The organism is Pseudomonas sp. NFACC04-2 (assembly GCF_900119265.1).
GTDB lineage: Bacteria > Pseudomonadota > Gammaproteobacteria > Pseudomonadales > Pseudomonadaceae > Aquipseudomonas > Aquipseudomonas fluorescens_AA.
This window is the reverse complement of record NZ_FPJC01000015.1, coordinates 85,268-106,239: the sequence shown is the minus strand read 5'-3', so window position 1 is coordinate 106,239 and position 20,972 is coordinate 85,268. Positions and strand designations below refer to the sequence as shown.

The following is a 20,972-nucleotide window of genomic DNA, read 5'->3' as shown; positions in this document are numbered from 1 at the left end:
GGTCTCCCGGTTCGCCGCGACCTTACTCCAGCGCCGCCGCCGGACCGAAGAATTCGTAGCGGCTCTGCCGGTCCGGCACGCCCAGGGCTTTGAGGTGGCGTTTGACGGCGCCCATGAACCCCTTCGGCCCAAGGAAATAGGCGTCCAGGTCACGCTGCTCCGGCAGCCATTGCGCCAATTGCTCCTGGCTCAGCAGCCCCACCTTATCCGCCGCCGGGCTCAAGCCGTCGTCTTCGTCGTAGCAGTAGAAGCGCTTGAGTTGCGGATGCCGCTCGGCCAAGTCGTCGATCCAGTCGCGGAAGGCATGGGCGCGGCCGTTGCGTGCACAATGGATGAAATGCACCGGCCGCTCGGTTTGCAGTGCCGCCTGCAACATGGCCAGGGTCGGTGTGATGCCGACGCCGCCGCTGATCAACACCAGCGGCTTGTCGCTGGCGGTCAGGTAGAAATCCCCTGACGGCGGGAACAACTGGATACGGCTGCCAACGTCGAAATGATGATGCAGATGGTTCGACACCCGCCCGCCCGGCTCGCGCTTGACGCTGATCCGATACTGGCCATTGTCCGCCAGGGCCGACAGCGAATAGTTACGGCGCACTTCCTCGCCATCGAGGATGAGCTTCATGCCGATGTACTGGCCCGGCTCGGCCACCAGGATCGGGCCCTTGTCCGCCGGTTCGAAGTAGAACGAGGTGATCTCCGAGCTTTCCTGGACCTTGGCCGCCAGGATGAATTCACGCTCGCCACGCCAGCCGCCCGGTGCCTCGGCCTTCTTGTCGTACATGCCGGCTTCGGCACCGATCAGGATATCGGCCAATTGGTTGTAGGCAGCGCCCCACGCCGCAATCACCTCGGGCGTGGCGATCTCTGCGCCCAACACCTCAGCAATGGCTCGCAGCAGGCACGCACCGACAATCGGGTAATGTTCCGGCAGGATCTGCAAGGCAACGTGCTTGTTGACGATTTTCGCCACCAGGTCGCCCAACTGATCGAGCTGGTCAATGTGCCGCGCGTACATCAACACGCCGTTGGCCAGCGCACGGGGTTGATCGCCACTGGCCTGATGAGCCTGATTGAACAGTGGGCGCACTTGCGGGTATTCGGACAGCATCATGCGATAGAAGTGAGTGATCAGCGCTTCACCACCACTTTCAAGCAATGGCACGGTGGAGCGAATGATGGCGCGGTCTTCTTGGCTGAGCATAAGGTGACTCCATGCAAGGACTTGAATAACAACTACAGCTCTACCATCAGTTTCCGTGCCATTATTTATTTCGTTATTTTTCAATCAGTTAAATAAAAAGTGGTCATAAAGACTCGGAACCTTTTATAGTCTTTCCGACTACATGGAGTCTTTATGACTGCAACCTCTCTACTTACAGCCTTGTTGCCCCTGGTGGCGGACCTGTCCCGCGAACTGCCTGAAGGCGAGCGCTATCGGCGCTTGCTGGGCGCCCTGCGCGCGCTGCTGCCCTGTGACGCAGCGGCGCTGCTACGCCTGGACGGAGACTGCCTCGTGCCCCTGGCGGTGGACGGGTTGAGCACCGATACACTGGGCCGACGCTTCCGGATCAGCGAACACCCACGCTTCGAAGCGCTGCTGGCGAACCCGCAACCCACCCGCTTCGCCGCCGACAGCGGCCTGCCCGATCCGTACGACGGGCTGGTCGAGGGGTTGGCCGAGCACTTGGAGGTGCACGACTGCATGGGTTGTCCGCTGTTCGTCGACGAGCGCCCCTGGGGCCTGCTCACCCTGGATTCGCTGGACCCGGAACGCTTCGAACCCATCGACCTGAGCGCCCTGCAAGCCTTCGCCAGCCTCGCCGCCGCCACGGTCAACGCCGCCGAACGCATCGAGCGCCTGGCCTTGAAGGCCGAGGATGAGCACCGCCGCGCCGAGGTCTATCGCCAGGCCAGCGGCCAGCAACATCGCGACATGGTCGGCCAGAGCAAGGCCCACAAGCGCCTGGTGGAAGAGATCGCGCTGGTGGGCGGCAGCGACCTGACCGTATTGATCACGGGCGAAACCGGTGTGGGCAAGGAACTGGTCGCCCAAGCCATCCATGCAGCGTCGAAACGCGCCGGGCAGCCGCTCATCAGCCTCAACTGCGCCGCCCTGCCGGATACGCTGGTGGAAAGTGAACTCTTCGGCCACGTACGGGGCGCCTTCACCGGGGCGACGAACGACCGGCGCGGCAAATTCGAACTGGCCGACGGCGGCACCTTGTTCCTCGATGAGGTGGGTGAGTTGTCCCTGACTGTCCAGGCCAAGTTGCTGCGAGTGTTGCAAAGCGGCCAACTGCAGCGCCTGGGTTCGGACAAGGAGCACCGGGTCGACGTGCGCCTGATCGCGGCCACCAATCGCGACCTCGCCGAAGAAGTGCGCAACGGCCGTTATCGGGCCGATTTCTACCATCGCTTGAGTGTGTATCCATTGCAGGTACCGGCGCTGCGTGAGCGCGGACGGGACGTACTGCTGCTCAGCGGCTTCTTCCTGGAACAGAATCGTTCACGCATGGGCCTGGGCAGCCTGCGCCTGACCAACGACGCCCAGGCCGCACTGTTGGCCTACGACTGGCCGGGCAACGTACGCGAACTGGAACACCTGATTGGCCGCAGTGCCCTCAAGGCCTTGGGCCGCTGCCCGACGCGCCCGAAAATCCTCAGTCTCAGCGCCCATGACCTGGATTTGCCCCAAGCCCCTGTGGATAGCCCTGCCCCATCGTCCACCGGCCCGGCACCGCCCCTGGTGAGCGTGACGAGAGACATGCGCGAAGCGGTGGACGAATTCCAACGCAATTTGATCGCCGCCAGCCTGGAACGTCACCAGCACAACTGGGCCAGCGCCGCCCGGGAACTGGGGCTGGATCGGGCGAACCTGGGGCGGATGGCCAGGCGGTTGGGGCTGAAATAAAAACCTGTGGCGAGGGGATTTATCCCCGCTGGGCTGCGAAGCAGCCCCAAAATCCACCAACCCGGAGTATCAGACTGAATGCGTTCAGCCTTTTTTGGGGGTGCTGCGCAACTCATCGGGGATAAATCCCCTCGCCACAGCTAAATCCCTCGCCACAAGATGAGCCGTCCGCAGACCGCTGACTTGAAATTGGCTGTCGACAGCTTTCGTCCTAAAGCCTGCCCCCGACAAGTCGATAACCCAATATCAAAAGCTGTTTTGGCGATCTTCGTGCTCGCCCCACCTTTTTCCACAGAAGGTTTTTATGTCTTCCAACAAAGCCCGCGCAGATTCACTTTCGCTTCTGCTGTTTACCTTGCGCAGCGGCAAGCTGATGGCGATCAACCTGCTCAAGGTCAGTGAAATCATTCCCTGCCCACCGTTGACCAAACTGCCGGAGTCCCATCCGCACGTCAAAGGCATCGCCACCCTGCGTGGGACGTCGTTGTCGGTGATCGACTTGAGCCGCGCCATTGGCGAGCGGCCCCTGGAAGATCCGGACGGCGGCTGCCTGATCGTCACCGACGTGAGCCGTTCCAAACAAGGCCTGCATGTGCAGGCGGTGAGCAAGATCGTGCATTGCCTGACCACCGACATCAAACCGCCGCCCTACGGTTCCGGCGGCGTGCGAGCGTTCATCACCGGCGTGACCTCGGTGGACGGCACGCTGGTGCAAGTGCTGGACATCGAAAAGGTTATCCACGGCATCGCACCGGCGCAGATCGAAACCGCGCCGACCGAACTGAGCATGGAAGACGCCGAGGTCCTGGGCAACGCCCGGATCCTGGTGGTGGATGACAGCCAGGTGGCATTGCAGCAATCGGTGCACACCCTGCGCAACCTGGGTCTGCAATGCCATACAGCCCGCAGCGCCAAGGAAGCCATCGACTGTCTGCTGGAGCTGCAGGGCACTGCTCAGGAGATCAACCTGATCGTTTCCGATATCGAAATGTCGGAAATGGACGGCTACGCCCTCACCCGGACCCTGCGCGAAACACCGGACTTCGCTCATCTCTACGTGTTGCTGCACACGTCGCTCGACAGCGCCATGAACAGTGAGAAAGCGCGGCTGGCCGGCGCAAACGGGGTACTCACCAAATTCTCGTCACCCGAATTGACCAAGTGCCTGATCACCGCGGCCAAGGCCGTCGCCGAACAAGGGCGCTGATACCCATCCGTGGCAAGGCAGGCCGAGCGCCAGGAGGCTGTGATCTCGCAGCCTCTGAACACGGCTCCAACCTCAGACAGATCCGACCTCAGGCATACTTCTGTCCTGGTTCCCCCTGAACAAGGACATTGTTGATGAAAACCCCTGCGCTGATGCTCCTCGGTCTCACTGCCGTCATGGCCTTTCAGGCTCAGGCTTCCAGCCCCGACGCCTGGGCCGCCTACGACAAAAAAGTGCTCGCCAGTTGCCTGAAGGCCAGCGGCCTTAAAGAGCCCGAACCCGTCGGCACCGCCGCGCAATTCGACGACCGGGTGGGCTACACCGCTCTGTTGCTGCAAGGCCAATACCCACAGAAACACATGAAAGGCGCAACCGGCACCGAGTTGTGCCTCTACCGCAAGAAAACCAGGACCGCCTTCGTCACCGAATGGGACTCGATCCGCACGACCGACGCCCCTCGATGAATGGCGCATAACTTGCTTCTCAGGGCTTATCGCGGCGTTTTTCTGTCGCCGCTTTCAACCTATTGCCCTCGGTCGATCAATGAACACAACGTTTTCCTGCGTAGGGTGCGGTAAATGCTGTACCGGCCATCACGTTCCTCTGACCCTCGACGAAGCCAGGATGTGGGCCAATGACGGCGGCCAGGTGATTGTCTTGGTCGAGGCCTTCCTGCCCAATGGCCTCGGCCTTCCGGTGGCGCAACGTGAACATGCCGAACGACGCTCGGCGGTGGTCCGCAGCGGCACGAGCGACGCACTGGTGGCGATCACGTTCGCCGCTTATAACGTGGGTCGTTGCCATAATCTGGACAACGAAAACCTGTGCCGCATCTATGAGCGCAGGCCCTTGGTGTGCCGCATTTATCCCATGGAAATCAATCCACACATCCCGCTCGATACCGCCGCCAAGGATTGCCCACCGGAGTCGTGGGAAATGGGGCCGCAGTTGATACTTGGCGGTGAATTGGTAGACCAGGAACTGGCCCGGTTGATCGAGCGTTCACGCCAGGCCGATCGTGAGGAAATCGCGATCAAGGAACGCATCTGCATGTCCCTGGGCATCCACACGACGGCGTTGAAGGGCGACGGATTCACGGCCTACCTGCCGAACATGGCGGCGTTTGCCGCCGCTATCGATCAAGCCCGCTCGCAGCCGTTGGACCAAGCGGCTGGCGAATGGCAGTTCCACCTGTCCGGCGAGGACGTGGCCAACCAGGTCTCGGCCAGCGGCGCGCGGGTGGTCACTGAAGCACCGGTCACCTACGCCTTCATTTCCCTGCGGGCCGCATAAGCGCCAGACGGTTACAGAGGTCCCTGTGGGAGCGGGCTTGCTCGCGAAGGCGTCGGGTCAGCTTGCATTGATGCTGAATGTCAGTCCGCTTTCGCGAGCAAGCCCGCTCCCACACGTGGAGTTTGCGGCATGCCGATCACACTCCCCTCTCGCCTAACCCGCGCCAGGAATGTTAGCGTGCTTGGTATTCCCTGCAGATGAGCCTTGCACGATGAAAAAAACCGTACTTGCCTTCAGCCGTATCACGCCCCCCATGATCGAACGCCTGCGCCAGGACTTCGAAGTGATCGTCCCCAACCCGTCGAACGGCGACATCAACGCGCAGTTCAACGAAGCCTTGCCTCACGTCCACGGGCTGATCGGTGTCGGTCGCAAGCTCGGCCGCGAGCAACTGCAAAGCGCCACAAACCTGCAAGTGGTGTCCAGCGTGTCGGTGGGCTACGACAACTATGACCTGGCCTACTTCAATGAACGCGGGATCATGCTCACCAACACCCCTGACGTGCTCACCGAAAGCACCGCCGACCTGGCCTTCGCCTTGCTGATGAGCAGCGCCCGGCGCGTGGCCGAACTGGACGCCTGGACCAAGGCCGGGCAATGGCAAGCGACGGTCGGCCCGCAATTGTTCGGCAGCGACGTGCATGGCAAGACCCTGGGCATCGTCGGCATGGGCAACATCGGCGCAGCCATTGCCCGGCGTGGCCGGCTGGGGTTCAACATGTCGATTATCTACAGCGGCAACAGTCGCAAGACCGAGCTGGAAAACCAGCTGGGCGCACAATTTCGCGAATTGGACCAATTGCTGGCCGAAGCCGACTTCGTCTGCCTCGTGGTGCCGTTGAGCGAGAAGACCCGCCACCTGATCGGTCAGCGTGAACTGGGCCTGATGAAGCCGAGTGCCATCTTGGTCAACATTTCCCGTGGCCCTGTGGTGGATGAACCCGCGCTGATCGAAGCATTGCAGAACAACCGCATCCGCGGTGCCGGGCTGGATGTCTACGAGAAAGAGCCATTGGCCGAATCGCCGCTGTTCCAGCTGAAAAACGCCGTGACCCTGCCCCACATTGGCTCGGCGACTCACGAAACCCGTGAGGCCATGGCCAATCTTGCTGTGGATAACTTGCGCAGTGCCTTGTTGGGCGAGCGACCGCAGAACCTGGTCAACCCGCAAGTCTGGAAATAAATCCTCCGCAGCGAGGGAGCAAGCTCCCTCGCTGCGGGATTATCGCCAGGCGTACTGCCTCAGCGGGCACCTAGCGCGACATTCGTCGCCACCGGTCGCGGCTTGCGAAACACCAGCACGTTCCCCAGCATCACCAGCACCAACCCCACCAATGCCGGCACTGTCCACTGGTAGCCCTCGACAAACGCCGAGACATTCAAGGCCACCACCGGAAACAGCACGGTGCAATAGGCCGCCCGCTCCGGCCCCATGCGCCCAACCAGTGTCAGGTAGGCGGTAAAGCCGATCACCGACCCCGGGATCACCAGATACAACAACGAGCCGATGTAACGCGTGTTCCATTCCATGTCGAACGCAATGCCCTTGAATGCACACCACGCCGCCAGCATCGCTGCGCCATAAGCCATGCCCCAGGCGTTAGTGGTCAATGGCTTGAGACCGGCTTTCTGTTGCAGGCTCGACAGCATGTTGCCCGCCGAGAAACACAACGTCCCCAGCAGCGCCAGCGCCAATCCGAGCAACGTTTGCGGGCTGGCGCTGTGGCCGGCCAGTTCCGGCCAGAACAATAACGCCAGCCCGAGCAACCCAAGGGCACCACCCAGCAATACGTTGCGGGCAATCCGCTGACCGAAGAAAACCCGGGCATTGAGAGCGTTCCAGAGGGTGGCGGTGGAAAACACCACGGCGACCAAGCCACTGGGGATCCATTGGCTGGCAGTCAGAAAGCACATGAAATTGATGCAGAACAGGCACAGGCCCTGGGCAACGCAAATCAAATGGCCGCGCCGGTTCATCACCTGCAAGCGCCGGCTGAGCAGGAGCATGGCAAACAGGATCAGCGCCGCGAGACCGAAGCGATAGACAATCGACACGGGGATGGCGACCACGCCCAACTGCAGTTTCAGGGCGATCCAGGTCGTGCCCCAGATGAGCACGGTAAGCAGGTACAGCGAGAGGTTCATGGTGGCGGCTCCTGACAATGGCCTTCAGTGTCACGCCGCCGCCCCTGCGGCACTTGCATAAACTTGCGGTTTTGTCGGCTGGCGGGCTGGCAGGAACGGGGCGACGGAGTAGGATGCAAGGCGTTGGAGAGAACCGATCATGTCCACACTGCAAAGCCTGCAAGTCTTTCAAGCCCTCAACAGCTCGCCCAACGCTCGCCTGGAGCACAGCGCCGAGCTCGGGGACGGCATGGCGGCCGCTTTGTGGAGCAACCATCACGACGCCCAGGACTACGAGGCGCCGACCCACCATACGCTGTCCTGCTACATCGCCGGTGGCACCGGTACGTTTCGCCGTGAACGACCCGATACCACAGGGGCGCCGGGCAAACTCTGCGTACTGCCCGCCGGACACGAATCGGCCTGGGTCATCAACGGCGACATTCGCCTTGCCCACCTGTATTTCAGCCCTGAGCAATTCGCCCTGGGTTGCATCACGCTGCTGGACCGCGAACCACGGCAAGTACAACTGCACGAGGAGACGTTCCTCGACGACCCGCAACAGGCACAGCGCTTTCGCCAGTTGATCGCGCTGAACTGGGACGAACCCGCTGAACGCCTGCTGACCACTAGCCTGGCCCATGACCTGCTCAACCACCTGCTGCTCAGCCAGGTCGGCCAGCGCCAGGGGCTTCGCCTCAAAGGCGGCCTGGCGGCTCACCAGCGACGGTTGCTGGTGGATTACGTCGACAGCCACCTGGCCGAGGCCATCAGCCTTGGGCAACTGGCGGCACTGTGCGCATTGTCCGAATACCACTTCGCGCGGATGTTCCGCGAAAGCTTCGGGCTGCCGCCCCATCAGTATGTACTGGCCCGGCGCCTGGCTTGCGCGCAACACCTGCTGCGCACCACCTCACAACCGTTGGGCGAAGTGGCACTGGCCTGCGGATTTGCCAGCGCCAGCCACTTCACCAACCGTTTTCGCCAGACCGTGGGGGCGAGCCCCGGGGAATATCGACAGGCGTTCTTGCGCTAGGCGCCACCGCGCTCCGGTCAAATGAAACGACCAGGCACTGATCCCGATTGCCGTAGCCACAGCCGCACCCCTACAATGCGAACAATTCTTGTTCTCTAGCACAGCTCAGCGCTGTCGGGATGTTCCTCGTTGCCGCCTGCACACACCGTCGAAGTGCTCTACAACGCCCATCACAGTTGGCTCAACAGCTGGTTGCGAAGAAAACTCGGCTGCCCCGAGAGTGCCGCCGACCTGACGCAGGACACGTTCATGCGCGTACTGACGACGCGCGATCCGCAGCCTGTCCTGGAACCCCGCGCGTTCCTTACGACCATTGCCAAGCGCGTGCTGTTCAACCATTACCGCCGCCAGGACCTTGAGCGCGCCTACCTCGACACCCTCGCCCAACTGCCGGAGCAGGTGGCGCCGTCGGAGGAAGAACGGGCAATCATCCTGCAAACCCTAACGGAACTGGACCAACTGCTCGATGGTTTGCCGCAGGCGGTCAAGCAGGCGTTTCTGCTGGCCCAGGTCGATGGCCTGACCTACAACGAAATCGCCCGTGAACTGGGGATTTCCCTGGCAACGGTCAAGCGCCATCTGAACAAGGCAGCGATGCGCTGCTACTTCGCCTTATGACCCCGTCGATCAATGGCGCACCTGACGTCAGCGCGCAAGTCGCCGAGCAGGCCGTGCACTGGCTCCTGGAAATGCAGCAAGGCCCCCTCGATACCCGCCAACAGCAAGCCTGGGAGCAATGGCTCGATGCCCATAGCGAACATCGCCGCGCCTGGGAACATATTCAACGGGTCAATCAACGGCTGCGCAGCGTATCCCCTGCGTTAGCCCATGCGACCCTCAATGCACCGAAGTCCGCCATGCGGCGGCGGGCGCTCAAAACGTTACTGGTGCTTGGGGCCGGCTCGGCGCTGACCTGGGGCCTGCGCGAACGCCAATGGCTGCCACCCTTGATGGCCGATTTCCGCAGCCCGGTGGGCGAACGGCGTCGCCTGGTGCTGGATGACGGCAGCCAGTTGCAGCTCAACAGCGGCAGCGCGGTCGACGTTCGCTTCGACGCTCAACAGCGCTTGATCCGCCTGCTGGAGGGTGAACTGTTGTTGACTGCCGCCCGGGACCCCAGGCCCCTGCACGTACTGACCGCCCATGGCCGGCTGGAAAGCCGCAACGCCCGGTTCAACGTACGCGAATATCCGGAACACACCCAGGTGGCGGTGTTTGAAGGCGAGGTGGACATTCGCAGCCGACACGGCCCGTCTTCCTTACTGGGCACATCACGGCAACTGAGCCTTGGCATCAACGGCGCCGGGCCCGCCACGGCGCTGGATGCCAACAGCGGTGCCTGGACGGAAGGCATGCTGATAGCCGCGCACATGCGCCTGGCGGACTTTCTCGAGGAACTCGGCCGGTATCGCCGCGGCCAATTGCACTGCGACGAGACGGTCGCCAACCTGCTGATCTCCGGAACTTATCCGCTGGACAACAGCGAACGAATCCTCGATCTGCTGGAGGTCAGCCTGCCGGTAAAAGTACGCCGCTTTACCCGCTATTGGGTCTCGGTCGAGGCTCGCGCTTGAACCATGACCGTCCTGCTGGAAAAAAACACGCAACCGTGAGCCGTTTTCCCCACCTCGGGTGACAGAGAAGGAAAGCCACTTCGATACAACCTTCTCGGGATCCTCATCCATGCCGCAGCAACCTACCCGTCTCACCCCGCTCGCCCGTACTATGCGTCAATGGCTCCTGGGGGCCAGCTTGAGTTTCGTCGCACTGCCTTGCGTACAGGCTGCCGATGCCAAGGCCTATCACATCGCGCCGTCGTCACTGGAAAACGCCCTCAATCAGTTCGGACGCGAGGCCGGGGTGTTGATTTCCTTCGGCTCGCAGACGACCGCCGGCCTGCAGAGTCGCGGCCTGGAGGGCAGCTACAGCCCAGAGCAAGGGCTGAACGCGCTGCTCGAAGGCACAGGCCTGCAAGCCCGGCCCGAGGGAGATAACGCCTTCAGCCTGCAACCGGCCACCACCGCGCTGGACATCGGCACCACCACCGTGGTCGGCGACTGGCTCGGCGACGCCGCGCAAGCCAATGTCTTCGAGCACCCCGGCGCCCGTGACGTCATCCGCCGTGAAGCGTTCGAACGCCAGGGTGCGACGCAGGCGCGGGATGTGCTCAATCGCATTCCCGGCGTCAATGCACCGGAAAACAATGGCACCGGTAGCCATGACATGGCGCTGAACTTCGGTATTCGCGGGCTCAACCCACGCCTGGCCTCACGCTCCACGGTGCTGATGGACGGCATCCCGGTGCCTTTCGCACCTTACGGCCAGCCGCAGCTATCGTTCGCGCCGGTCAGCATGGGCAACATGGACGCGGTGGATGTCGTGCGCGGCGGCGGCGCGGTGCGCTACGGCCCGCAAAACGTCGGCGGCGTGGTCAACTTCGTGACGCGGGCGATTCCCGATGCCCCCACGGTAAAGGGGGGCCTCCAGACCGAGACGAGCCCATCTTCCAGCCATGACGGCTTCAAAACGTCCTCCAATCTGCTGGCGGGCGGCACCGCCGACAACGGCTTGGGCGGTGCCCTGCTGTATTCCGGCAGCCGCGGAGGCGACTGGCGCGAACACAGCGACACACAAATCGATGACCTGATCCTCAAGGGCAACTACCAGCTGGACGAGGCCAACAGTTTCAATGCCATGGCCCAATATTACGAAGGCGAGGCCGATATGCCCGGTGGCCTGAATGTCGCCGACTACGATGCCAACCCGTATCAGTCCACACGTCCGAACGACCGTTTCTGGGGCCGTCGCACCCTGGTCAATTTCGGCTACCGCTACCAACAGGACCGCCGGGAATTCACCGCCAGTACGTTCTTCACCAAGACCTTGCGCAGCGGCTATCTGGACCAGGGCACCTTCCTGTCCCTGTCACCTCGCGAATATTGGGTACGCGGCCTGGAAACCCGTTTCGCCCAAGGTTTCGACCTCGGCCCGACCAGCCACGAGGTCGGCGTCGGCTATCGCTACATCAATGAGGCCGGCCACGAACTGCGATACCGCACGCCCATCGCCAGCAACGAATTGCCGACCACCTCCAGCCGCAACGACCGTGATACGCGCGGGGGCACCGAGGCCAATGCGTTTTTCATCGATGACCGGATCGACATCGGGAAATGGACCATCACACCGGGTGTTCGCTATGAAATGATCGAATCCCAGCAGACCAACAATCTGACGAATGTGAAATACAAGGGCGACTACAACACCGCCTTGCCGGCATTGAACGTGCTGTATCACCTGACCGATGAGTGGAATCTGTATGCCAACACCGAAGGCTCGTTCGGCAGTGTGCAGTACAGCCAGATGCCCAACCGTGTCAGCAGCGGTGAAGTGAAACCGGAAAAGGCTCGCACCTGGGAGCTTGGCACCCGCTATGACGATGGCAACTTGAGGGCAGAGATCGGCGCATTCCTGATCAATTTCGACAACCAGTATGAAAGCAACCAGACCAACGACTCGGTCATCGCCCGTGGCGAGACTCGCCACCAAGGCATCGAAACCAGCATCAACTACGCCCTTGATGGCCTAAGCCCTGCACTGGCCGGTTTCGACGTGTATGCCACGTATGCCTTCGTCGATGCCACCATTCGTGAAGACGGGCCGAACAAAGGCAACCGCGTGCCATTCTCTTCGAAGCACAAAGGCACACTGGGCGTGGGTTATACGGACGGGCCGTGGAAGCTGAACCTGGACAGCACCTATCAGAGCGCGCAGTTTGCCGACAACGCCAACACCCGTGCTGAAAGCGCCGACGGCAGTACCGGCAATATTCCCGGCTACATGCTGTTCAGCAGTCGCGCGGCCTATGATTTCGGCCCGCAACTGTCGGACCTGAACGTGGCGGTGGGTGTGAAGAACATCTTCAATACCCAATATTTCACCCGCTCGTTCGACGACAATAACCGAGGCAAGTACGTGGGGGAACCACGCACGTTGTATGTGCAGACATCCGTAGCGTTTTGATTCGGGGCTACGGTGAACCGCTGAAACAAGAGGGGCCTGCGATTGCAGGCCCGTCTGTTCGGTGAGTGATTTTAAGCGATCGGGCTCAGCCGTTGAGTGCGGCCCGTTCGTTCTCCAGGAATTCTTCTTCCAATAGCGCATCGGCCAAGGCAACGGATTCGGTCGGTGTCGCAATGGCAGCGCGCTTGCCGCGCAGTTTGCCGAACAAATGCTCCAAGGCGTTTTCAAGCTTGGTGGCGGCGCCTTCGATCGCCAGTTCCAGCGAATCGGCCTTGTGTGTCACGGAAATCGGCTGATGGCCCTTTGGCCGTGCTTCGAGCTGGCAACGCAGGTCATGGGGACCGGGTTTGTCGCCGTTCTCGTCCCGCAAATGAACCTCGACCCGTGTCAGGTCTTCTTCATAACGTTCGAGCGTGCTTTCGATGGTAGTACGTACCCACTCCTCCAGTCGGATGCTGCTTTGAATATGGTTATCGCTGTTGACTTGGATTTGCATAGTTCATCCCTTATTTCAGCTAGCTCGCCGGGGGCCATCGACGTGAATGCAACGGCCCCTTGAATACAGAGTCGGGCTGGCGGAAGAACAATTCAACCCCTGGAAAAATATAAATATCCATTTGCAAATAAAGCCGGACAACCGGCAAAGGCACTGTTAATGTCGGGAGTTGCCCCGCCCTGCCCACCCGCTGTAAATCGCCTCCCTTCCTGCACCGTCAACGAACATCCGCACGTTATTGCCCCGAAACGGGCAGCCGCATTCCAGAGCGTTCGGCGCCTGGGCGCCGGGATCATTGTCCGACGGTTTTTCCGGCATGCCACTTGCTAACACCCTGTAGGAGCTGTCTCAGGCTGCGATCTTTTGATCCTGAGACCTGCCCGGCCCCAGGAATCTGGAGATGAACACGATCATGGAATGGCCGATGGTCCGGTGTTGCGAACTAATCCCGATCACGGCCGGTCAACAACTGCACGTTCAATCAGGCGGTGACGCATCATGGACAACCCTTTTCAGATCATTACCGACGCTTTTGCGCCGCACTATCAAATCAACCTGAGTATCCAAGGCCTGGATGGCAGCATCATGCTGACCCTGTCCAAGAGCGGGCGCATCGTCGCCAAACGCATGATCAGCGCCCAGCAACGCAACGACCCGGAACGGCTCAAGCGCCTGGTGCAAAGCATTCAGTTCGGCATCGCCATCGAACAGGGCCACAGCGCCGTGGCCATCCTCGAAGCCATGACCGGCGGCGACAACATCAAGCTGCCACCACCGCAGGCGCAGGGTGCGGCACCTTCTGCCGCCGGCCTTTAAATCTCTCCCTTCTCCACTTCGGCATGTTCGCTGGAACCCGCGCCGACCTTGCGGTGCGGGTGCTCGATCTTCACCGAGGGGAACTGCGACGAAGCGTAGCGCACCACCAGGATCGAAAATGCCAGCAACAGAATGCCACCGCACAGGTAAATGATCCCCAGGTCGGGCGGGCTGTGGTGGGAAACGTTGGAAATCAGCAAGCGCGTCAGCGCAGTGATCGCCACGTAGATCAGAAACCGTACGGGCATGTGGTTGGTCTTGAAGTAGATCCCGACCATCGCGCCCAATTCCAGGTAGATGAACAGCAGCAGGATGTCGTCGATCTTGATGTGCCCCGCCTCGAGCATCTGCAAGAACTCCATCACCGCCGCCCACGCGGTGACCGCACCGATGGCGAACAGCGCCAGGTAGTGGAAGGTCTCGACGAACAGGTTTCCCAGGGACTCGGCCAGTTGATGGACGTTCTGGCGCAGGTTCTCGGCCCAGTTTATTTTCACGATGTAGTTTCCTTAGGTCGGCTCGACCGGATGATGCGGGTTGGACGTGACGGTTGTTCTGCATGCAGAAAAAAGGCCAGCGACTGAAGGTGAGATGGCGATAGGCTGGTATCCGGCACTTTTTGGGGGCTTCATGCGGCCTTTTCGCGAGCAAGCCTTGCTCCCACACAAGCTTTGCTCCCACATGCTTCGCTCTCACATGCCGAAATCGGTCTACATTAAAAAGCCACTATCCAAAGCAACAGGATTCGCTTATTCTTTTTCCTGTATATAAATACAGTAGTCGCAAAGACAAACCAATGTGAAGGCATGTGAGGTGGTGAATGGCCGTCGAAGTGGTATACCGCAGCAGCCGAGATCTGGAGCGCTTGTTCATGGATAAAGCCGAAGCTGACCGTCATGACAAAATGCTGGAGCTCGCCGAATTGCTGGCCGAAGTGTTGCAAAAAGCCGTTCCATCGCTGAGCGAGCAACAAGTCGAAGAAGCCGGGATCTACATGGCGAAGAATCGGGATGTGTTCGCCAAGGCTTTCAAGAGCCAGCCGGACGCCTTGTCCGAACTGCTCAACCCGTCGGACGAGTAACCAAAAAAGATCGCAGCCTTCGGCAGCTCCCACATGGAACAACCGTGTAGGAGCTGCCGAAGGCTGCGATCTTTTTAGTAATAACGACGCGGGTCTGAATCGATCAGGCTCGCCAGCTTCGTCAAGGCGAAGCGCAGTTCGTCCTGACTGGTGGGCGACATCAACACCAACCGCACGCACCGGGTGGTACCTGAACGCTCCGCCTGGAACTGGGTGCCGCTGAGCACCAATACGCCGTTGGCCCGGGCAAGCATGGTGAACTCGTCGCTGGTCCATGGCTCGGGCAGCGTCAACCAGACGTGATAGGAATACGGCTGGGTCTTGAGTTCGAAATTGGCAAAGATTTCCCGGGCGATCGCTTGCCGCCCCGCCGCCTCGTTGCGCTGGATGCGGATCAGTTTCTTGTCCAGGCCTTCGGCAATCACATTGCTGGCCAGCTGTGCCGTCAACGGCGACGGCATCCAGACACTGCTGCGCACCATCGACGTCAAGCGCGACAGCAATTTCGGCGGACTGTAGATATAACCGATGCGAAGCGCCGGCATGACTGATTTCGACAGGCTGGTCAGGTACACCGAACGATCCGGCGCAAAGGCCGACAACGGCTTGATCGACGGATCGGTAGCCAGGAAGCCATAGATGTCATCGTCCAGGATGATGAAATCGAACTCCTCGGCGAGCGCGGCAATCTGGGCCCGACGTTTCTGCGACATGATCGCCGCCGTCGGGTTCTGGCAGGTCGCCACGCACACCAGCATCGCCGGCCTCTCCCGCAGGCACAGTTCGCGCAAGGCTTCGGGGATGATGCCTTCGTCATCCATCGGCACGCCACGCAGGCGACGCTCGAGGCCGTGGGCCAGGGAAATGATGCCGGGGTAGCACAGTGCCTCGCAGAGCACCAGGTCACCGGCGTTGGTCAGGGCGCTCATCGCGACCATCAAGCCATGCTGGGCCCCTGCGGTAATCACCACTTGTTGCCATTGCGCGTCGGGCAATGAATGACGCAACCATTGAGCCCCCGCCTCACGATGCGCCGGGTGACCGCCGTCCGGCGCGTAATCCAGCGCGCGCGCGAAATCGGTACTTTTGGCCATGCCCACCAGCGCGCCGCGCAACCAATACTCCAGGGTCTCGCTGTAGGGCTTGATGATCGAAAGATCAAGCAGTTCGGATTGTCCCAGGTTCAACGGCGCGGCGGCGCTGTTGCTGGCCGGCAGTTCCAGCTGCTTCTGGTTGAGCACATAAGTACCACGCCCCACTTCCCCCTGCACCAGCCGACGCCGATGGGCTTCGCTATAGGCCCGGCTGATAGTGCCCGGCGTGACATTCAAGGTGGTCGCCAGCTCCCGCAAGGTCGGCAAGCGATCGCCCTCGTTCAGCACGCCGTTGTTGATATCGCGCGCCAACGCATCGGCAATCGACAAATACATCGGCTGGCTGAACTCGCTTAGCTGGGGAACCCACATGAATGATCACTGCCCATCGTAGAAATGATGAATATCCGAGCATATCACATGGAGGTTAGGCAACTAATAATTCGACAAATTCGGCGAATTGAGTCGATTGATACGATTATTGAATCGTTACTCAATAAGATATGAAGAAATCTTTACAACAAATAATCTTATTATAAATCAAACTTTTAACAAAAAAACCCACTAAAACAACCCCGTCATGGCAGAAAAATATCTCGTAACAATCCCGCCACCTATTGAATCAACTCAATTCATTCAAATACACTGATCTCGAATCGAAGCAATCGACTCAATCATCCACTGCGGGCTCCTGCCGCGCCAAGTCGAGACATCATGGACACACTCAGAAAGGATCTATCGCTGTCAGCGATCATCGCAGGCTTCATCGCCGTGATCATTTCCTACGCCGGCCCGCTCATTATCGTGTTCCAGGCAGCCAAGGAAGCCCACCTGCCCGATGACGTGGTGTCTTCGTGGATCTGGGCCATTTCCATCGGCAGCGGAATTACCGGCCTGCTCCTGAGCTGGCGCCTGCGTGTTCCCGTCATCACGGCGTGGTCGACACCGGGAGCGGCATTGCTGGTGTCGATGCTGCCCACCGTGCCCCTGCCCCAGGCCATCGGTGCCTATGTGGTGGCGTCGGTGATCATCGCAGTGGTCGGTTTGTCCGGGGCATTCGACAAGTTGATGAGTCGCCTGCCCAAGGCCATTGCCGCCGCCATGCTCGCCGGCATCCTGTTCCGCTTCGGTGCCGAGCTGTTCACGTCGATCAAGCTGCAACCGGCGATGGTGCTGGCGATGATCGCGGCGTACCTGGTCTTCAAGCGTTTTTCGCCACGCTACGCCATTCTGTCGGTGCTGATCATCGGCTGCGCGGTGGCTGCCTCGTTCGGTGAACTCAACAGCAACTCGATCACCATCGCCGTGGCCCATCCAGTCTTCATCGCACCTGAATGGAACTGGCACGCAATCATCAACATCGGCCTGCCACTGGCGCTGGTGACCTTGACCGGCCAGTACGTGCCCGGCATGGCTGTGTTGCGCACCTCGGGCTACAACACACCAGCGTGCTCGATCATTTCGGTCACCGCCATCGGCTCGGCCCTGATGGCCCCGTTCGGGTCCCACGGCCTTAACCTGGCGGCCATTACCGCAGCGATCTGCACCGGTCGAGAAGCCCACGAGGACCGCGACAAACGCTACATCGCCGGGATTGCCTGCGGGGTGTTCTACATCCTGATGGGCACCTTCGGCGCGACCTTGGCCTCGGTGTTTTCCGCACTGCCAAAGGAATTGATCGCCTCCCTCGCCGGCCTCGCCTTGTTTGGCGCGATCAGTGCCGGGCTGACCGGTGCCATGGCCGACGAGAAGCAGCGGGAAGCCGCGCTGATCACCTTTCTGGTGACGGCCTCGGGCATGAGCTTCCTCGGCCTGGCCGCCGCGTTCTGGGGGCTGATCTTCGGTCTCGTGGCGCACTTCGTTCTGACCTACACCCGGGAAAGCAAAGCCGCCGCTATCGCCGAGGGCAGCCGACCATGACCGCTCGTTACGACTTTATCGTGATCGGTGGTGGCATCGCCGGCGTCTCAGCCGCTTATGAACTGGCGGCCCATGGCAGCGTCTGCCTGCTCGAACAGGAGCAGCAACTGGCTTATCACACCACGGGGCGTTCGGCCGCGATTTCGATGGAAAGCTACGGCAACCAGCAGATCCGTTCGCTGACCTGTGCGTCCCGACGCTTTTTCGAGAACCCGCCCGAGGGCTTGGCCGAACATCCGCTATGGGCGCCGCGGGGTGCACTGATCGTGGCCCAGGCGGCACGGGTGGACAAGCTCAAAGCCCGTTTCAACGCCGTGCTGGAGCAAGTGCCCACCGCCGAGTTGCTCGACGACAAGCACGTGCAGGAACTGGTCCCCTACCTCGCCGAAGGCGCCTGGAGCGCAGGGATCTACGAGCCCAGCGCCTTCGACCTGGATGTGCATGGCATTCATGGCGCCTACCTGAGTGGCCTGCGTACCCGTGGTGGCGTGGTCAAGCGCGAGACAGAAATGCTGCGTGGCGAATATCGCGACGGGCACTGGCGCTTGCACACCCGGGACGGCCAGCCACTGCAAGCCGCCATCGTGGTCAACGCCGCCGGTGCCTGGGCCGATGAAATCGCTGAGCGCTGCGGCGTGCCCAAGGTCGGTGTCCGGCCGTTGCGGCGCACCGTGCTGGCGGTCGACCCGCAGTGCGACGTGCACCACACCCCCTACCTGGGCACGGTGGACGAGGACATTTTCATCAAGCCTGAAGCCGGACGCCTGATCGTCTCCCCCTGCGATGAAAGCCCGTCGTTGCCCTGCGATGCATTGCCGGAAGAGCTTGACCTGGCCATCACCATGGATCGCCTGCAGAACACCACGCGCCTGCGCCCCCGCTCGATCATCAATAAGTGGGCGGGCCTGCGCACCTTCGTCGCCGACCGCTCGCCGGTCCTCGGCCAGGACCCGCAACAAGAGAGCTTTATCTGGCTCGCCGCCCTTGGTGGCTACGGCATCCAGGCCGCGCCCGCCATTGCACGCCTGTGCAGTCATGCGGCGCTGGGCATCGCCATGCCGGCCGACCTGGCGGCGCTGCAACTCAACTACCAGCACTTTTCCCCGGCCCGCTGCCGCGACGAGGAATTTTCCAGCCTGGCCGTCAAGCAGGTTGCCGATTTGCACTAACCCATCCACTTAACAAGGAACGTCACCATGCAAACCACCGCTCAAATCCAGTCCTCCGCCAAACCATTCCTGGGCGAAGAGAACGTCATTTTCACCGACAAGGCGCCGCTGCCACTGGGCACCTACTCCCAGGGCATCAAGGTCAGCCACGGGCAGACCATCTACCTGTCGGCACAGACCCCGGTCTCGGCGCTGAACAACGAAGTGCTGGCCAAGGATTTCGAAGGCCAACTGCGCCAGACCCTCGACAACCTGGTGCAAATGGCCGAAGCGGCAGGCGGCACCCTGGCGAACGTGGTCAAGGTCACGGCGTTCATCACCGACTTGAGTGAGTTCCCGACCCTCAACCGCGTCATGGAAGAGTACTTCACCAAGCCCTATCCGGCCCGCACCACCGCCGGCGCCAGCGCACTGGCACGCAATACCCTGGTCGCCATCGACGCCATCATGGTGATCTGAAACATCTTCTGTCAGCGGAATGCCCGTCGGTCCGGTGAGCCGGACCGACGCTGGCACCAGCACAGCGTACTTTCAGAGGGTGACCATGAAAAATTCGTACAGAGAGTATGTACTGCAGTGCCTGGTTTGTGATCGAAGCTACCAGCCCCATGAGGTCAGCTACTACTGCCCTCATTGCAAAATCGATGGTGCCCTGGATGCGCTTTACGATTACCCGACGCTCAAGCGCGAATGGTCCCGTGACAGCCTGGCCCATGACCACGCCCGTGGCATGTGGCGCTATGACCGCTTGATGCCGTTGAGCTCGACGCAGTTCATTCCACCGTTACTGGTGGGCAATACGCCGCTGTACTCGCGCCCGGAACTGCTCGGCGAAGGTGCCCGGATCAAAGTCTTCGTAAAAGACGAATCGCGGCAACCGACCGGGTCATTGAAAGATCGCGCCAGCGCCCTGGCCGTGGCCCACGCCATGCAATCCGGTGCATGCACCGTGGCGGTGGCCAGCACCGGTAATGCCGCTTCGGCATTGGCCGGAATGAGCGCCAGCCTGGGCCTGCACAACGTCATTTACCTGCCCAAGAGCGCGCCCCGCGAAAAGCTCGCGCAGATGCAAGGCTACGGCGCCGAGATCGTGCTGGTCGACGGGCAATACGACGAAGCCTTCGAACAATGCCTCAACGCTTGCGAAAAACATGGCTGGTACAACCGCACCACCGGGATCAACTCGTACATGAGCGAAGGCAAGAAGACCGTCGCCTTCGAGATGTGCGAACAACTCAACTGGCAGGTGCCGGACCTGGTGTTCGTGCCAGTCGGCAACGGCTGCATCCTGGGCTCGGTCTACAAAGGCTTTTTCGACTTGCTGCAATTGGGCTGGATCGAACGTATCCCACGCCTGATCGGCGTGCAGGCCGAGCACAGCAACTTCATGTATCGCGCCTGGCGCTACGACCGCTCGATGCAGCAAACCGAGCGCCTACCGCCCACCAGCCTGGCCAGCAGCATCAATGTGGCGCTGCCGCGTGATCGTCTCAAGGCCATGCGCGCGGTGATCGCCAGCGGCGGCGAGTTCATTTGCGTCAGCGACCCGAGCATTGTCGTAGCCGCCTCCCGATTGGCTGCCAGCACCGGCGTGTTTCCGGAAGCCGGCGCCGCCAGCGCCTTCGCCGGCCTGCTCAAGTACGCAGAAACGCACCCCGACACACCGCAAACCGCCGTGATCCTGATCACCGGCAGCGGTTTGAAAGACACCTCCATTTTTCTATCCGATTCGTCCAAAAGCCAGCCACGGGTGTTGCCGCATCACGTGACCGCGCCATCGGCCGAAGCGCTTATCTAAGGAA

20 protein-coding genes are annotated in these 20,972 nt (G+C 61.1%); 15 read left to right on the top strand and 5 right to left on the bottom strand.

Annotated elements, in window-relative coordinates; all coding sequences use genetic code 11:
- Positions 1–22 precede the first annotated feature (22 nt).
- On the bottom strand, positions 23–1,204 hold the full coding sequence (hmpA, locus tag BT125_RS19770) for an NO-inducible flavohemoprotein (RefSeq protein ID WP_072409488.1): 1,182 nt from the start codon (positions 1,202–1,204) through the stop codon (positions 23–25).
- A gap of 153 nt (positions 1,205–1,357) precedes the next feature.
- On the opposite strand from hmpA, the gene norR reads away from it, so the two are divergent.
- From norR to BT125_RS19745, 5 genes are all read left to right on the top strand, one after another.
- Positions 1,358–2,914 carry a nitric oxide reductase transcriptional regulator NorR gene (gene norR / locus BT125_RS19765; protein WP_072409486.1) on the top strand — a complete coding sequence of 519 codons (1,557 nt, stop codon included), beginning with the start codon at positions 1,358–1,360 and terminating at the stop codon, positions 2,912–2,914.
- A gap of 304 nt (positions 2,915–3,218) precedes the next feature.
- Positions 3,219–4,121, top strand: a complete 903-nt coding sequence (locus BT125_RS19760) for a chemotaxis protein CheV (protein ID WP_030139917.1) — start codon at positions 3,219–3,221, stop codon at positions 4,119–4,121.
- Positions 4,122–4,255: 134 nt separating this feature from the next.
- The gene (locus BT125_RS19755; RefSeq protein ID WP_072409484.1) at positions 4,256–4,585 is read left to right on the top strand and encodes a hypothetical protein; all 330 of its coding nucleotides are present in this window, start codon (positions 4,256–4,258) and stop codon (positions 4,583–4,585) included.
- A gap of 79 nt (positions 4,586–4,664) precedes the next feature.
- Complete coding sequence (locus BT125_RS19750) at positions 4,665–5,414, top strand: YkgJ family cysteine cluster protein (RefSeq protein ID WP_072409482.1); 750 nt, start codon at positions 4,665–4,667, stop codon at positions 5,412–5,414.
- Between the two features lie 211 nt (positions 5,415–5,625).
- On the top strand, positions 5,626–6,597 hold the full coding sequence (locus BT125_RS19745) for a 2-hydroxyacid dehydrogenase (protein ID WP_072409480.1): 972 nt from the start codon (positions 5,626–5,628) through the stop codon (positions 6,595–6,597).
- Positions 6,598–6,656: 59 nt separating this feature from the next.
- On the opposite strand, the gene BT125_RS19740 is transcribed toward BT125_RS19745, so the two are convergent.
- Positions 6,657–7,559, bottom strand: coding sequence for a DMT family transporter (locus BT125_RS19740; RefSeq protein ID WP_072409478.1), 903 nt, complete (start codon positions 7,557–7,559; stop codon positions 6,657–6,659).
- 139 nt (positions 7,560–7,698) lie between these two features.
- Between BT125_RS19740 and BT125_RS19735 the strand changes: the two genes are divergently transcribed.
- The 4 genes from BT125_RS19735 (at position 7,699) to fecA (ending at position 12,594) form a co-directional block, all read left to right on the top strand.
- Positions 7,699–8,574, top strand: a complete 876-nt coding sequence (locus tag BT125_RS19735; RefSeq protein ID WP_072409476.1) for a helix-turn-helix domain-containing protein — start codon at positions 7,699–7,701, stop codon at positions 8,572–8,574.
- Between the two features lie 129 nt (positions 8,575–8,703).
- Entirely contained in the window at positions 8,704–9,192 is a 489-nt protein-coding gene (locus tag BT125_RS19730) for a sigma-70 family RNA polymerase sigma factor (protein ID WP_072409474.1), read from the top strand.
- Complete coding sequence (locus tag BT125_RS19725) at positions 9,189–10,148, top strand: FecR domain-containing protein (RefSeq protein WP_072409472.1); 960 nt, start codon at positions 9,189–9,191, stop codon at positions 10,146–10,148. Before BT125_RS19730 ends, BT125_RS19725 begins: the two co-directional genes overlap by 4 nt.
- Positions 10,149–10,257: 109 nt before the next feature.
- Entirely contained in the window at positions 10,258–12,594 is a 2,337-nt protein-coding gene (fecA, locus tag BT125_RS19720) for a TonB-dependent Fe(3+) dicitrate receptor FecA (protein ID WP_072409470.1), read from the top strand.
- Between the two features lie 85 nt (positions 12,595–12,679).
- Here fecA and BT125_RS19715 read toward each other — a convergent pair whose 3' ends face one another.
- Positions 12,680–13,090, bottom strand: coding sequence for an HPF/RaiA family ribosome-associated protein (locus tag BT125_RS19715; protein WP_072409467.1), 411 nt, complete (start codon positions 13,088–13,090; stop codon positions 12,680–12,682).
- A 498-nt stretch (positions 13,091–13,588) separates the two neighbouring features.
- Here BT125_RS19715 and BT125_RS19710 point away from each other — a divergent pair, with 498 nt between their 5' ends.
- The gene (locus BT125_RS19710) at positions 13,589–13,906 is read left to right on the top strand and encodes a DUF3509 domain-containing protein (protein ID WP_072409465.1); all 318 of its coding nucleotides are present in this window, start codon (positions 13,589–13,591) and stop codon (positions 13,904–13,906) included.
- On the opposite strand, the gene BT125_RS19705 is transcribed toward BT125_RS19710, so the two are convergent.
- Positions 13,903–14,403 (bottom strand): phosphate-starvation-inducible protein PsiE, encoded by a 501-nt coding sequence (locus tag BT125_RS19705; RefSeq protein WP_053125067.1) that lies wholly within the window; start codon positions 14,401–14,403, stop codon positions 13,903–13,905. The genes BT125_RS19710 and BT125_RS19705 overlap by 4 nt on opposite strands.
- 323 nt (positions 14,404–14,726) lie before the next feature.
- Here BT125_RS19705 and BT125_RS19700 point away from each other — a divergent pair, with 323 nt between their 5' ends.
- Complete coding sequence (locus BT125_RS19700; protein ID WP_003205410.1) at positions 14,727–14,987, top strand: YebG family protein; 261 nt, start codon at positions 14,727–14,729, stop codon at positions 14,985–14,987.
- 74 nt (positions 14,988–15,061) lie between these two features.
- Here the strand turns inward: BT125_RS19700 and BT125_RS19695 are convergent, their stop codons facing one another.
- Positions 15,062–16,453, bottom strand: coding sequence for an aminotransferase-like domain-containing protein (locus BT125_RS19695; protein ID WP_072409463.1), 1,392 nt, complete (start codon positions 16,451–16,453; stop codon positions 15,062–15,064).
- Between the two features lie 342 nt (positions 16,454–16,795).
- Here BT125_RS19695 and BT125_RS19690 point away from each other — a divergent pair, with 342 nt between their 5' ends.
- The 4 genes from BT125_RS19690 (at position 16,796) to thrC (ending at position 20,968) form a co-directional block, all read left to right on the top strand.
- A complete protein-coding gene (locus BT125_RS19690; protein WP_072409461.1) occupies positions 16,796–18,001 on the top strand; it encodes a benzoate/H(+) symporter BenE family transporter in 1,206 nt (401 codons plus the stop codon).
- Positions 17,998–19,170, top strand: coding sequence for an NAD(P)/FAD-dependent oxidoreductase (locus BT125_RS19685; protein WP_072409459.1), 1,173 nt, complete (start codon positions 17,998–18,000; stop codon positions 19,168–19,170). Before BT125_RS19690 ends, BT125_RS19685 begins: the two co-directional genes overlap by 4 nt.
- A gap of 27 nt (positions 19,171–19,197) precedes the next feature.
- Positions 19,198–19,629: a Rid family detoxifying hydrolase gene (locus BT125_RS19680; RefSeq protein WP_083564528.1), complete on the top strand. Its 432-nt coding sequence runs from the start codon at positions 19,198–19,200 to the stop codon at positions 19,627–19,629.
- 85 nt (positions 19,630–19,714) lie between these two features.
- Positions 19,715–20,968 (top strand): threonine synthase, encoded by a 1,254-nt coding sequence (gene thrC / locus BT125_RS19675; protein WP_072409457.1) that lies wholly within the window; start codon positions 19,715–19,717, stop codon positions 20,966–20,968.
- Positions 20,969–20,972: the final 4 nt, after the last annotated feature.

Excerpts from the sequence above, each read along its gene's own strand:
- BT125_RS19695 (WP_072409463.1), bottom strand. The coding sequence starts at position 16,453 with ATGTGGGTTCCCCAGCTAAGCGAGTTCAGCCAGCCGATGTATTTGTCG.
- BT125_RS19690 (WP_072409461.1), top strand. The coding sequence starts at position 16,796 with ATGGACACACTCAGAAAGGATCTATCGCTGTCAGCGATCATCGCAGGC.
- BT125_RS19680 (WP_083564528.1), top strand. The coding sequence starts at position 19,198 with ATGCAAACCACCGCTCAAATCCAGTCCTCCGCCAAACCATTCCTGGGC.
- BT125_RS19710 (WP_072409465.1), top strand. The coding sequence starts at position 13,589 with ATGGACAACCCTTTTCAGATCATTACCGACGCTTTTGCGCCGCACTAT.
- thrC (WP_072409457.1), top strand. The coding sequence starts at position 19,715 with ATGAAAAATTCGTACAGAGAGTATGTACTGCAGTGCCTGGTTTGTGAT.
- BT125_RS19735 (WP_072409476.1), top strand. The coding sequence starts at position 7,699 with ATGTCCACACTGCAAAGCCTGCAAGTCTTTCAAGCCCTCAACAGCTCG.
- BT125_RS19760 (WP_030139917.1), top strand. The coding sequence starts at position 3,219 with ATGTCTTCCAACAAAGCCCGCGCAGATTCACTTTCGCTTCTGCTGTTT.
- hmpA (WP_072409488.1), bottom strand. The coding sequence starts at position 1,204 with ATGCTCAGCCAAGAAGACCGCGCCATCATTCGCTCCACCGTGCCATTG.
- BT125_RS19750 (WP_072409482.1), top strand. The coding sequence starts at position 4,665 with ATGAACACAACGTTTTCCTGCGTAGGGTGCGGTAAATGCTGTACCGGC.
- BT125_RS19725 (WP_072409472.1), top strand. The coding sequence starts at position 9,189 with ATGACCCCGTCGATCAATGGCGCACCTGACGTCAGCGCGCAAGTCGCC.
- fecA (WP_072409470.1), top strand. The coding sequence starts at position 10,258 with ATGCCGCAGCAACCTACCCGTCTCACCCCGCTCGCCCGTACTATGCGT.
- norR (WP_072409486.1), top strand. The coding sequence starts at position 1,358 with ATGACTGCAACCTCTCTACTTACAGCCTTGTTGCCCCTGGTGGCGGAC.
- BT125_RS19740 (WP_072409478.1), bottom strand. The coding sequence starts at position 7,559 with ATGAACCTCTCGCTGTACCTGCTTACCGTGCTCATCTGGGGCACGACC.
- BT125_RS19745 (WP_072409480.1), top strand. The coding sequence starts at position 5,626 with ATGAAAAAAACCGTACTTGCCTTCAGCCGTATCACGCCCCCCATGATC.
- BT125_RS19685 (WP_072409459.1), top strand. The coding sequence starts at position 17,998 with ATGACCGCTCGTTACGACTTTATCGTGATCGGTGGTGGCATCGCCGGC.
- BT125_RS19715 (WP_072409467.1), bottom strand. The coding sequence starts at position 13,090 with ATGCAAATCCAAGTCAACAGCGATAACCATATTCAAAGCAGCATCCGA.
- BT125_RS19700 (WP_003205410.1), top strand. The coding sequence starts at position 14,727 with ATGGCCGTCGAAGTGGTATACCGCAGCAGCCGAGATCTGGAGCGCTTG.
- BT125_RS19755 (WP_072409484.1), top strand. The coding sequence starts at position 4,256 with ATGAAAACCCCTGCGCTGATGCTCCTCGGTCTCACTGCCGTCATGGCC.